At 57.6% G+C, this 12289-nt stretch carries 13 protein-coding genes and 1 riboswitch; of the genes, 7 read left to right on the top strand and 6 right to left on the bottom strand.

The window, feature by feature from the left end:
- The first annotated feature begins 595 nt into the window (after positions 1-595).
- The gene (gene purH, locus EGK14_RS20670; RefSeq protein WP_125290961.1) at positions 596-2185 is read left to right on the top strand and encodes a bifunctional phosphoribosylaminoimidazolecarboxamide formyltransferase/IMP cyclohydrolase; all 1590 of its coding nucleotides are present in this window, start codon (positions 596-598) and stop codon (positions 2183-2185) included.
- Positions 2186-2198: 13 nt separating this feature from the next.
- Positions 2199-3479 (top strand): phosphoribosylamine--glycine ligase, encoded by a 1281-nt coding sequence (gene purD, locus EGK14_RS20665; RefSeq protein WP_125290960.1) that lies wholly within the window; start codon positions 2199-2201, stop codon positions 3477-3479.
- A 51-nt stretch (positions 3480-3530) separates the two neighbouring features.
- Here the strand turns inward: purD and EGK14_RS20660 are convergent, their stop codons facing one another.
- From EGK14_RS20660 to nudC, 6 genes are all read right to left on the bottom strand, one after another.
- Positions 3531-4118 (bottom strand): DUF1481 domain-containing protein, encoded by a 588-nt coding sequence (locus EGK14_RS20660; protein ID WP_125290965.1) that lies wholly within the window; start codon positions 4116-4118, stop codon positions 3531-3533.
- A gap of 146 nt (positions 4119-4264) precedes the next feature.
- Positions 4265-4537: a nucleoid-associated protein HU-alpha gene (gene hupA / locus EGK14_RS20655; protein WP_017803060.1), complete on the bottom strand. Its 273-nt coding sequence runs from the start codon at positions 4535-4537 to the stop codon at positions 4265-4267.
- Positions 4538-4725: 188 nt separating this feature from the next.
- Complete coding sequence (locus tag EGK14_RS20650; RefSeq protein ID WP_125290959.1) at positions 4726-5316, bottom strand: YjaG family protein; 591 nt, start codon at positions 5314-5316, stop codon at positions 4726-4728.
- Between the two features lie 65 nt (positions 5317-5381).
- Positions 5382-6050 (bottom strand): deoxyribonuclease V, encoded by a 669-nt coding sequence (nfi, locus tag EGK14_RS20645; RefSeq protein ID WP_125290958.1) that lies wholly within the window; start codon positions 6048-6050, stop codon positions 5382-5384.
- 2 nt (positions 6051-6052) lie between these two features.
- On the bottom strand, positions 6053-7120 hold the full coding sequence (gene hemE / locus EGK14_RS20640; RefSeq protein ID WP_125290957.1) for a uroporphyrinogen decarboxylase: 1068 nt from the start codon (positions 7118-7120) through the stop codon (positions 6053-6055).
- A gap of 39 nt (positions 7121-7159) precedes the next feature.
- The gene (nudC, locus tag EGK14_RS20635; RefSeq protein WP_125290956.1) at positions 7160-7933 is read right to left on the bottom strand and encodes an NAD(+) diphosphatase; all 774 of its coding nucleotides are present in this window, start codon (positions 7931-7933) and stop codon (positions 7160-7162) included.
- Between the two features lie 73 nt (positions 7934-8006).
- On the opposite strand from nudC, the gene rsd reads away from it, so the two are divergent.
- The 5 genes from rsd to thiS all read left to right on the top strand — a co-directional run bounded on the left by rsd (position 8007) and on the right by thiS (position 12289).
- Positions 8007-8510: a sigma D regulator gene (gene rsd, locus EGK14_RS20630; protein WP_125290955.1), complete on the top strand. Its 504-nt coding sequence runs from the start codon at positions 8007-8009 to the stop codon at positions 8508-8510.
- A gap of 89 nt (positions 8511-8599) precedes the next feature.
- Positions 8600-8700: riboswitch (TPP riboswitch) on the top strand.
- 75 nt (positions 8701-8775) lie between these two features.
- The gene (gene thiC, locus EGK14_RS20625; RefSeq protein ID WP_125290954.1) at positions 8776-10707 is read left to right on the top strand and encodes a phosphomethylpyrimidine synthase ThiC; all 1932 of its coding nucleotides are present in this window, start codon (positions 8776-8778) and stop codon (positions 10705-10707) included.
- The gene (gene thiE, locus EGK14_RS20620) at positions 10707-11351 is read left to right on the top strand and encodes a thiamine phosphate synthase (protein ID WP_125290963.1); all 645 of its coding nucleotides are present in this window, start codon (positions 10707-10709) and stop codon (positions 11349-11351) included. The genes thiC and thiE overlap by 1 nt, the downstream gene beginning before the upstream one ends.
- Positions 11344-12108 (top strand): HesA/MoeB/ThiF family protein, encoded by a 765-nt coding sequence (locus EGK14_RS20615; protein WP_125290964.1) that lies wholly within the window; start codon positions 11344-11346, stop codon positions 12106-12108. Before thiE ends, EGK14_RS20615 begins: the two co-directional genes overlap by 8 nt.
- Positions 12089-12289, top strand: coding sequence for a sulfur carrier protein ThiS (thiS, locus tag EGK14_RS20610; RefSeq protein WP_125290953.1), 201 nt, complete (start codon positions 12089-12091; stop codon positions 12287-12289). Before EGK14_RS20615 ends, thiS begins: the two co-directional genes overlap by 20 nt.

Here is a 12289-nt window from a genome sequence, read left to right as displayed (position 1 = left end):
CAAGTGTAAAACGTCATAATGAATTTCATTATGTGTTCACTCTTAAGACTTGATATTTTTTTGCGTCCGGAGACGCTTGATATCAATCCTGCGAGTGCCCACACAGATTGTCTGATAAATTGTTAAAGAGCGTTGCGGTAAGCGCCTTGGCGACTTACTGCGAGGTGGCGTATCTTACGCTTTCCTCCTTCAGAGTCAACCTCTTTTTCAGAAGTTTTTCTCCGGCGGTTCAGCTTCCTGAACCTCCTGAGCCGCTGGCCCGTAAGCCGTTGTGCCGTCTCAGTGGTTGCGCATTATAGGGAGTTCCTGGCGGCTGACAACCCCTAATTTTAGAAAAATAGCGCGTTAGCTGCATTCCACAGCAAAAGGGCTATTTATACGCATTTACCCACAAAGTTATCCACATCCGGCGGTGAGAACAAATTTAGACGAGCATCACGCAAACGTTTTCGCTACAATGCCCCGGAAAAATCCCGGCCCCCATTTGGGGGCGTTACCTGAATCTTCTCTGCTTCTTTCTTTATAAAGAAGGGGAAAAGCTAAGATTGATGTAACGCTCTTATCTATGCGAACCAAAGCCAAGGGATAAAACCTCATGCAACAACCTCGTCCTGTACGCCGCGCTCTGCTCAGCGTGTCCGACAAAGCCGGTATCCTCGAATTTGCACAGGCGCTTTCCGCGCGTGGTGTGGAGCTGCTCTCCACGGGCGGCACTGCTCGTCTGTTGGCCGAGGCCGGTCTGCCCGTTACCGAAGTGTCTGACTATACCGGTTTCCCGGAAATGATGGATGGACGCGTCAAAACTCTGCATCCGAAAGTTCACGGCGGCATTCTGGGACGTCGCGGCCAGGACGATGCCATCATGCAGGCGCACAGCATCGCCCCTATCGACATGGTGGTCGTTAACCTTTATCCCTTTGCACAGACGGTGGCGCGCGAAGGCTGCTCGCTGGAAGATGCGGTAGAGAATATCGATATCGGCGGCCCGACTATGGTGCGCTCCGCGGCCAAGAACCATAAAGACGTAGCTATCGTAGTAAAGAGCAGCGACTACGACGCGGTGATTGCCGAGATGGACGCCAACGATAACTCACTACAGCTGGCTACCCGCTTCGATCTGGCTATTAAAGCTTTCGAGCATACCGCCGCCTACGACAGCATGATCGCCAACTACTTCGGCAGCCTGGTTCCGGCCTATCATGGTGAAACCCGCGAGCCTGCCGGACGCTTCCCGCGTACGCTGAATTTGAACTTCATTAAGAAGCAGGATATGCGCTACGGCGAAAACAGCCATCAGGATGCCGCCTTCTATATAGAAGAGAATGTGACTGAGGCTTCGGTCGCCACGGCGCAGCAGGTTCAGGGCAAGGCGCTTTCTTATAACAATATTGCCGATACCGATGCGGCGCTGGAATGCGTAAAAGAGTTCAGCGAACCGGCCTGCGTGATTGTCAAGCATGCTAACCCTTGCGGCGTGGCGGTTAGCGATTCGGCTTTGGGCGCTTACGAGTTGGCTTACAAAACCGATCCTACCTCTGCCTTTGGCGGCATCATCGCCTTTAACCGCGAGTTGGACGAAGCGACCGCTCAGGCAATTATCAGCCGCCAGTTCGTTGAAGTGATTATTGCGCCCTCCGCCAGCGAAGCCGCGCTGAAGGTGACGTCGGCCAAGCAGAACGTGCGCGTGCTGATTTGCGGCCAGTGGCAGCAGCGTCAGGCCGGGCTGGACTTCAAGCGCGTGAACGGCGGTTTGCTGGTACAGGATCGCGATCTGGGCATGGTGGAAGCAAGCCAGCTGCGCGTCGTAACCAAACGTCAGCCGACAGAGCAGGAGCTGCGCGATGCGCTGTTCTGCTGGAAAGTCGCCAAATTTGTGAAATCCAACGCCATTGTTTATGCACGCGACAATATGACCGTCGGGATTGGTGCCGGCCAGATGAGCCGCGTTTACTCCGCCAAAATTGCCGGTATCAAAGCAAAAGATGAAGGTCTGGTGGTGGAAGGCTGCGCGCTGGCCTCTGACGCCTTCTTCCCGTTCCGTGACGGGATTGATGCGGCGGCGGCGGCGGGCGTGAGCTGCGTTATCCAGCCTGGCGGCTCGATTCGCGATGAAGAAGTGATCGCCGCCGCTGATGAACACGGCATTGCCATGATTTTCACCAATATGCGCCACTTCCGCCATTAATAAGGAACCGACAATGAAAATTTTAGTGATTGGCAATGGCGGCCGTGAGCACGCGCTGGCGTGGAAAGCTTCGCAGTCGCCGCTGGCGGAAACCGTATTTGTCGCGCCGGGCAATGCCGGCACCGCGCTGGAGCCGGCATTGCAAAACGTCGCTATTGGCGCGACCGATATCCCTGCACTGCTGGATTTTGCCCAGCGTGAGCGCATCGATCTGACTATCGTTGGGCCGGAAGCGCCGCTGGTCATTGGCATAGTTGATGCTTTTCGCGCCGCCGGGCTGAAGATCTTTGGCCCGACCCAGGCTGCCGCGCAGCTGGAGGGTTCTAAAGCTTTCACCAAAGATTTCCTGGCCCGCCATAAAATCCCGACGGCGGAATATCAGAACTTCACCGACGTAGAGGCCGCGCTGGCCTATACGCGCAGTAAGGGCGCGCCGATTGTGATCAAGGCAGACGGTCTGGCGGCGGGCAAAGGCGTGATTGTCGCAATGACGCTGGAAGAAGCGGAGGCCGCCATTAAAGACATGCTGGCCGGAAACGCTTTTGGCGATGCCGGGCACCGTATCGTGGTGGAGGAGTTCCTGGACGGCGAGGAAGCCAGCTTTATCGTGATGGTTGACGGCGAGAACGTGCTGCCGATGGCGACCAGTCAGGATCATAAACGCGTGGGCGATGGCGATACCGGCCCGAATACAGGCGGCATGGGCGCCTATTCGCCAGCCCCGGTCGTAACCGACGAAATCCACCGGCGCGTTATGGACGAGGTTATCTGGCCGACCGTCCGCGGCATGGCGGCCGAAGGCAACGTCTATACCGGCTTCCTTTATGCCGGTCTGATGATCGATAACAGCGGCCAGCCGAAAGTCATTGAATTTAACTGCCGCTTTGGCGACCCCGAAACGCAGCCGATCATGCTGCGCCTGCAGTCTGACCTGGTCGATCTTTGCCTTGCCGCCGTTGACGGCAGGCTGGATAGCAAAGACTCCGTCTGGGATCCGCGTCCTTCGCTGGGCGTGGTGCTGGCAGCGGGCGGCTACCCTGGCGATTACGCCACCGGCGATCAGATCCACGGTCTGCCGCTGGAAGCGACGCCGGACGGTAAGGTTTTCCACGCCGGCACCAAAATGCAGGACGATTTGGTGGTGACAAACGGCGGACGCGTGTTGTGCGTGACCGCGCTGGGCGAAGACGTCGCGGCGGCGCAGAAACATGCCTACGAACTGGCCAGGCACATCTCCTGGCATGGCAGCTTCTGCCGCACGGATATCGGCTACCGCGCTATCGGGCGTAAATAAGAGTGATTCAGGGGGCAGCGCTGTCCCCTCCTCTCTCAAGCCGGCAGCTGATTAAAAACTGTCGGCCTGCGGCTGTTGCTGACAAAGGTCTTCCGGCGTCGCCAGCAGCAGCTGGGTGCCACCCGGCGCTTCCAGCCAGGCAATGCCAAGGGGCTCGCCCGATCCCTGCTGATGCTGGGTGATATAACGCAAGGCATTATTGTCGAAGCCAGGCGAGGCCTTACCGCCGCCGCATAACCTGACCGCGCCCGAAGGCGTCCACTCTCCCTGTAATAGCCTTACGCGTCCGCGTAGCAAATCGTCGCTGATAGTCAGCATACGTTCGGCATCGAACTGGTAGAGCGCGATAGCATCAGCTGTCAGCGCTTCACGCCGATTCGCCAGCTGGCGCTGCATAAAGCTCAGGCGGCCGTTTTGGTCAAAGCGCAGCGTCACACTTTCAGAGTGCGCGCCCACAATTTTGCGTTCAACAGAAATCAGTTTGCCCTCTTGCCACTGGTAGTCCGTGGTTTCCGTTACCGGCTCGGTAAAAGGGGTATAGACCGTTTGCAGATGGGTTGACTGTGGGGAAGGCGTTTTGCGCCAGATACGCACGGCGCCGCGATCGGCAAGATAGCCGCTGGCGGTAAAATCAGGCATCTGTCGTGAACTACAGCCTGCTAACAGCAGCAGGAACGGCAAAACGGAACGAGAGAAAAGCGTCACAGGCTGTCCCGTGAAAAACAGCTAAAAAGCCTTAACAAAAGGGGCTTAACGCCCCCCTGTTTAAAACTTTTCACTGTCGATTATTTAACAGCGTCTTTCAGAGCTTTACCAGAAACGAATGCCGGTACGTTTGCAGCTGCAATTTTGATTTCGTTGCCGGTCTGCGGGTTGCGGCCAGTACGCTCAGCACGGTGGTTAACTTTAAAAGTACCAAAACCAACCAGTTGTACAGCATCACCTTCTTTCAGAGACTCAGTAATCGCAGCCAGAGTGGATTCCAGTGCAGCTTTAGCCTGGGTCTTAGACAGGTCCGCTTTGTCCGCAATTACATCAATCAGTTGAGTCTTGTTCATAAGTTATCCTTACAGTGTATTTATCGCTTGCTAAGCATCGAGTGCGAGGGAAAAACCAGTTTCTGGCACTCTCCTGCATACACGCACCGATAGCCACTTTTTTCAGCCCCACAAATGTAGACCAGACTGGGGGCGAATGTGAAGCCTTAAGGCGCTACAAATCAGGCCTGAAGTCACGTTTTATCGCCTTACTGCTGAAAATTTATACCGATATTGCTGATCCCTGATTCCCGCAGGTCAGAACGCAGTCCTTTTATCAGCTCCGGATCCCTTTCCTCACAGGCGCTGAGCAGGCGAAAAATCTCCCACTGGATGTCCCATTCCTCTTCAACGGCGGGATTCGCTTTTAGCTCTTCCTCGGTCATTTCACGTTCGGCCTGGGTCATTTCCAGCATCGCTACAGAGGTAATTGAAGCTTCGCTGACAGCGATAGCGTGCGCCAGGGTTTCACCGCTCAAACGGGAGTGCAGCAGTTCGCTCAGCGCGACGCAGGCGTCGATAGCTGGATAAACGCCGTACAGATCGTAATCCTCAGCCGCCGGGATAGCTTCCTCCAGCTTTTCCAGCTGCGAGTCAAAATTCACTTTGGCATCTTTCACCAGCAGCGTTTCCCAGACCAGATCGAGAATACGACGATAGAGTTGGCCGTCGCCAAACCCGGTCTGGCGGCAAAAAGCCCAATAATTGGGATACATGCGCTCGCACAGGCAGGCCATAAAAGTAACGTGCTGCCAGCTTTCCAGTTTTTCCAGCCGCAGGTGAATCGGATTACGTAACATGTTGGGATCTCTTAAACAAAAGTGCGCGGGCTGCAGTGTAACCGAAAAGCCGGCGCCTCACACCGTTATAGCGGGATGCCGAGACGGGCGAAAGCGGGCCGGTTGGACGCTACGGCATCGGCCCAGCGCGTCGGCTCCGGCAAACGGTAGCCTTGCAGGCAGGTCTCCACCCAGTGCAGCGCCGTATCGTTACTGACGCGGTGGCCCGGCGAAATAAACAGCGGATTGCAGCGTTTTTTGCTGCGCAGCACCCAGCCAATCTGCTCGCCTTTGTCGATCAGCGGCTGTCGCGAGCCCGGCTCGTCGCCTAACGGCTCGAACTTGCCGCATAGTCGGCGTTTTGCCACGCCAATAGTCGGCACATCCACCAGCAGGCCAAAGTGGCTGGCGACGCCAAGACGGCGCGGATGCGCGATGCCCTGACCATCGACAAACAGCAGGTCGGGTTTCTGCTCCAGCTGCTCCCAGGCGGCCAGCAGAGCGGGATATTCGCGAAACGAGAGAAAGCCGGGGATATAAGGCATGGTGGTGGCTATCCGTGCAACGCGATGCTCAATAAGCTTCAGCGACGGATACTCCAACAGCACCAGCGCGGCGCGCGTGACCTCGCCACCCTGCTCAAACCCCACGTCCGCCCCGGCGATATAGCGCGGCGGCATTACGTCAAAATCATCAGCGCGTACCACTTCCGCCGCACGCGTCGTCTGTTCCTGCTTTAATGCCTGTATATCCATAATTAATCCTGGTGGTACTGTCCTGACAGTTTGTGGACGGCCTCCACAAAAGCACCCGCGTGTTCCGGCGGGACATCCTGATGAATGCCGTGACCCAGGTTGAACACGTGGCCCGTGCCGTTGCCGAAGCCCTGAAGAATGCCCGCCACTTCCTGCTCAATACGGGCAGGCGTGGCATAAAGCATAGAAGGATCCATATTGCCCTGCAGCGCCACTTTATGGCCCACGCGTCGACGCGCCTCGCCAATATCGGTGGTCCAGTCCAGACCAAGCGCGTCGCAGCCGGTTTCCGCCATCGCTTCCAGCCACTGGCCGCCGCCCTTGGTAAACAGCGTCACGGGCACGCGGCGACCGTCGTTTTCACGCTGCAGGCCATCGACGATTTTATGCATGTAGTGCAGGGAGAACTGTAGGTAATCCCGCCCGGTCAGCACGCCGCCCCAGGTATCGAAAATCATCACCGACTGCGCACCCGCGCGGATCTGCGCATTCAGATAGAGCGTAACGCTGTCGGCCAGCTTATCCAGCATCAGATGCAGGGTTTCCGGCTCGGCGTACATCATTTTTTTCAGTTTAGTGAAGGCCTTACTGCTGCCGCCTTCCACCATGTAGGTCGCCAGCGTCCATGGACTGCCGGAGAAACCGATCAGCGGCACCGCGCCCTGTAAATTTTTACGGATGGTGCGCACTGCGTTCATCACGTAGCCCAGCTCCTGCTCGGGATCGAACACGGGCAGTTTTTCGACGTCCGCACGACAGGTCACGGGCGAGGAGAAGCGCGGGCCTTCGCCAGCTTCAAAATAGAGCCCCAGCCCCATCGCATCAGGGATGGTCAGGATATCAGAGAAGAGGATCGCCGCATCCAGCGCGTAGCGACGCAGCGGTTGCAGCGTGACTTCACAGGCCAGCTCAGCATTTTTACACAGCGACATAAAGTCGCCGGCCTGGGCGCGCGTCGCCTTGTACTCCGGCAAATACCGTCCGGCCTGACGCATCATCCACACGGGCGTAACGTCTACCGGCTGACGCAGCAGAGCACGCAAATAACGATCGTTCTTCAGTTCACTCATCTTCAGGACTCTTTTTCATTCAGACGCACAGTATATCAGTTATTCCGCAGCGGCGCGGCAGAGCGCGACGGTGTCTTCTATCAGCCGACGCGCCACGGTTCCCGCCGGCGGCAGCTGTGGCAAGGCGTCGTAGCGATACCAGTTGGCATCCAACAGCTCTTTGGGATCGATGTCGATCTCGCCGCTGTCGTAGTCGGCCATAAACGCCATCATCAATGACTGCGGAAAAGGCCAGGGCTGCGAGGAAACATAGCGCAGGTTTTTTACCCTGATGCCGCTCTCTTCCATCACCTCGCGCGCTACGGTCTGCTCCAGCGTTTCGCCCACCTCGACAAAGCCAGCCAGCACCGTGTAGATGCCGTTACGGTGGCGGGTATGCTGAGCCAACAGGATTTCATCGCCGCGACGGATGGCCACGATGATGCAGGGCGCAATTTGCGGATAATAGCGCTGGCGGCAGTGACCACACAGGCAGGCCCATTCCGTTTTGCTGCGATACATCGCGTGACCGCAGTAGCCGCACCACTGATGCGAGCGATAAAATTCGGCCAGCTGGATGCCGCGTCCCGCCAGCTGAAACAGGGCGGGATCCTGGTCGAGCAGCTGCCGCAGCGACGCCATCCCTTCCGGACGATTTTCGCTAATCAGCCGCACAGGTTCGCCCTGCCATTCGCCAATCAGCGCACCTTTCGAGCCGGCGAGGCCTAAATCTTGTGCGTTTCCGTACGGTAATTGACCTTTTGGCAGCCAAATTTTCTGTTCATGGCTGACAATCCACCAGCCAGCGTCTACGCTTGAAATCTCAAGTTCCATAAATTGCTCATCCTCACTTCACGCACTTACCGGATTGGGATAGACAGTTAAAATAACACTTTTGGAGTCACTCATGCTTGACCAGCTGGAAGTTTTGGCCTCACGCGTAGGCGGATGCAGCGAACTGGTAGATTTTTGCCTTCATTCACGTAAGCAGCTGCTGATTGCTTATTATCAAATGGTTGGCATGAAGCCTAACAAAGAATCACTGACTACGCTCGACGAAGAGGCGCTGGATAACTTCTGTCAAAGCCTGGTTGATTATCTCTCAACCGGCCACTTCACGGCGTACGAACGTTTTATTCAGGAAATGGAAGGCACCGACCAGCTGGCCAAAGCGGCGTTGATTTATCCTTCGCTACAGGCGAATACCGAACAGATTATGGCGATTTACGACGCTCATCTGGAAAACGCCATCGATCACGACAACTATCTGGAGTTCCAGCAGGCGCTGTCGATCGTTGGCGAAGTGCTGGAAGCCCGCTTCACCCTGGAAGATAAATTTATTCAGCTGGCGCTGGAGAAGTATGCGGATAAGTCCGCAGCTAATGACTCTGCGATGGCTCGTCCTGCCTGAAAAGTTAACTGTTTAATCCCTTGAGCTTTCCATAACGCCCCTTTATGCTGAAAAGGCAATCGCATGATTGCCTCTGGCGAAAGCCAGACTTCTTCTTGTCGGAGTGCCCCCCGGGGCTGAGACCGTTAATTCGGGATCCGCGGAACCTGATCAGGTTAGAACCTGCGAAGGGAACAAGAGTAAAGATCCAGGTTGGGGCCATCTGCCCTGCGCTTACTCCTCCGAACTCCGGACAAGCAAATTTCCCTTAAGTCAGGAACTTGCTATGTCTACCCAGGTTAAGAAATCCAACCGCCGCGAACAGCGTGCTGAAGCCCAGCGGTTTATCGCTGCCTTACAGGGCACCGCTTTCCCCAATTCCAGACGCATTTATCTGACCGGCTCGCGAGCCGATCTGCGCGTCCCCTTGCGCGAAATCCAGCTCTCGCCCACCCTGATCGGCGGCGGCAAAGACAACCCGCAGTTCGAAGAAAACGAACCGGTGCCGGTTTACGATACCGCCGGTCCTTATGGCGATCCCGACGCCGCCATTGACGTGCGCGCCGGTATCGCCAGGCTGCGGGAAAGCTGGATTGCAGAGCGCGCCGACACACAACCGATCGAGCAATTAAGCTCCGTTTATACGCAGCAGCGTCTGGCGGACGAAGGGCTTGATCATCTGCGCTTTGAGAATTTGCCACGGCCGCGCCGCGCGCAGGCTGGCCGCCGCGTCACCCAGCTGCACTACGCGCGCCGGGGCATTATCACGCCGGAAATGGAATTTATTGCGCTGCGCGAAAACATGGGCCGTGAGCGCATTCGCAGCAGGGTACTGTTGCAGCAGCATCCGGGGCATGGTTTTGACGCGCGGCTGCCGGAAAATATCACCGCTGAGTTTGTCCGTCAGGAAGTGGCTGCCGGACGCGCAATTATCCCGGCCAATATCAACCATCCTGAATCGGAGCCGATGATTATCGGCCGCAATTTTCTGGTGAAGATTAACGCCAATATCGGCAACTCTGCGGTCAGTTCTTCGATTGAAGAGGAGGTTGAAAAACTGGTCTGGTCGGCGCGCTGGGGAGCGGATACGGTTATGGATCTCTCTACCGGGCGAAATATCCATGAAACCCGCGAGTGGATCCTGCGCAACAGCCCGCTGCCGATTGGCACGGTGCCAATCTATCAGGCGCTGGAAAAAGTCAACGGAGTGGCGGAAGACCTCAACTGGGAAGTATTCCGCGACACGCTGCTGGAGCAGGCTGAACAAGGCGTGGATTACTTCACCATCCATGCGGGCGTGCTGCTGCGCTATGTGCCAATGACCGCGAAGCGCCTGACCGGCATCGTTTCGCGCGGCGGTTCCATTATGGCGAAGTGGTGTCTGTCGCATCATAAGGAAAGCTTTCTCTACGAACGCTTCCGTGACATTTGCGAGATCTGCGCCACTTACGACGTCTCGCTGTCGCTGGGTGACGGCCTGCGTCCAGGCTCAATTCAGGATGCTAACGACGAGGCGCAGTTTGCCGAGCTGCGCACGCTGGGCGAGCTGACGAAAATCGCCCGGGAATATGACGTGCAGGTAATGATTGAGGGGCCGGGACACGTGCCGATGCAGATGATCAGACGCAATATGACCGAGCAGCTGGAACATTGCCACGAAGCGCCTTTCTATACGCTCGGCCCGCTGACCACCGATATAGCGCCAGGCTACGACCATTTTACCTCCGGCATCGGCGCGGCGATGATTGGCTGGTTCGGCTGCGCCATGCTCTGCTACGTTACGCCGAAAGAACATCTGGGCCTGCCGAACAAAGAGGATGTCAAACAAGGTTTGATTACCTACAAGATAGCGGCCCACGCGGCGGATCTTGCCAAAGGCCATCCCGGCGCGCAGATCCGCGACAATGCCATGTCGAAAGCGCGTTTTGAGTTCCGCTGGGAAGATCAGTTCAACCTGGCGCTGGATCCGCATACCGCCCGCGCTTTCCACGATGAAACGCTGCCGCAGGAGTCCGGCAAGGTCGCCCACTTCTGCTCCATGTGCGGCCCGAAATTTTGCTCGATGAAAATCACCCAGGAAGTCCGCGAATACGCAGCAAAACAGGAAGCGGAAGCACAGCCGATAGCGATCGGGATGGCGGAAATGTCGCAGGCGTTTCGCGATCGTGGCGGCGAGCTTTACCATGCTATGGATGCCCTGACGCAGGAGGAAAAATGATGAGCCGTAGCGCTTTTCCCCTGACGGCAGCCAGGCTGGGGCTTTATCCGGTAGTGGATAGCGTCATCTGGATCGAGCGTCTGCTGACGGCGGGGGTGCGCACTATCCAGCTGCGCATTAAAGATCAGCCGGAAGCGGCGATGGAGCAGGATATCGCAGCGGCCATTAAGCTGGGTAAACGCTATCAGGCCCGTCTGTTTATCAACGATTACTGGCGGCTGGCGATTCAGCATGGTGCCTATGGCGTACATCTTGGCCAGGAAGATCTGGATATTGCCGATCTGGATGCGATCCACCGCGCCGGGCTGCGGCTGGGGCTATCCACGCATGATGACGCGGAACTGGATCGCGCGCTGGCCGAGCGCCCTTCCTATATCGCGCTGGGACACGTTTTTCCTACTCAAACTAAAGCTATGCCCTCTTCACCTCAGGGACTTGAGGAGCTGAAGCGGCATGTCGGGCGCCTGCAGAACATCTCAACCGTGGCTATCGGCGGCATCTCGCTGGCGCGGGCGCCAGACGTGCTGGCAACCGGGGTCGGCAGTATCGCCGTGGTCAGCGCCATTACCCAGGCACCAGACTGGCTGGCCGCCACCGCCCGACTGCTGGCGCTGGCCGGAAGCGGAGGGCCGCTTGATGCTTAGCGACGGTGATTTTATGCGTTACAGCCGCCAGCTGCTGCTGGAGGAGTTTGGCCCGCAGGCGCAGGAAAAGCTGCTGGCAGCCAGCGTGCTGATTGTCGGCCTGGGCGGCTTAGGCTCGCCGGCGGCGGCTTATCTTGCCGCAGCCGGCGTGGGCAAGCTGCTGCTGGCCGATGACGACAGGGTGCATATCAGCAATTTGCAGCGTCAATTCCTCTACCGCAGCAGCGATATCGGCCGGTCAAAGGCCACGCTGGCGAAGGATCGTTTACAGGCGCTGAATCCTCAGGTCGGGTTTGTCGCACTTGAGCAGCGTATGGATGCCGCCACGCTGCAGGAAACGGCGCAGCGGGTCGATCTGGTGCTGGACTGCAGCGACAACATGCAGACGCGTCACGCCGTGAATGCCGCCTGCGTCGCAGCCGGCACGCCGCTGATCGGCGCCAGCGCGGTCGGTTTCGGCGGCCAGCTGCTGGTGATCGCCCCGCCGTTCCGGCATGGCTGCTACTGCTGCCTGTGGCCCGATGAAGCGGAGCCGCAGCGCAACTGCCGCACCGCAGGCGTTCTCGGCCCGGTCGTCGGCGTGATGGGCACGCTGCAGGCGCTGGAAGCGCTGAAGATGCTGGCCGGCCAGCCGTCGGCGCTGGACGGCAAGCTGCGGCTGTTTGACGGCAAAACGCAGGCCTGGCGCACGCTTAACCTTGCGCGCAGCCCCGGCTGCCCGGTATGCGGAGGCCATCATGAACATCATCATCAATGATGAACCGCACGTTTTTGTCGCGCCGCTGACGCTAACCGCGCTGCTGGCGCAGCTTGCCCATAGCCACTCTGGCACCGCGCTGGCTGTCAATCAGCAGATTGTGCCGCGGGATCGCTGGGCCACCCACCTTTTAAAGGAAGGCGACGACCTGGTTATTTTCCAGGCTATCGCCGGAGGTTAA

It is taken from the genome of Erwinia sp. 198 (genome assembly GCF_003937915.1).
GTDB classification, from domain to species: domain Bacteria; phylum Pseudomonadota; class Gammaproteobacteria; order Enterobacterales; family Enterobacteriaceae; genus Erwinia; species Erwinia aeris.
The sequence above is the reverse complement of the archived record's forward strand: the minus strand, read 5'-3'. Positions and strand labels throughout refer to the sequence as shown.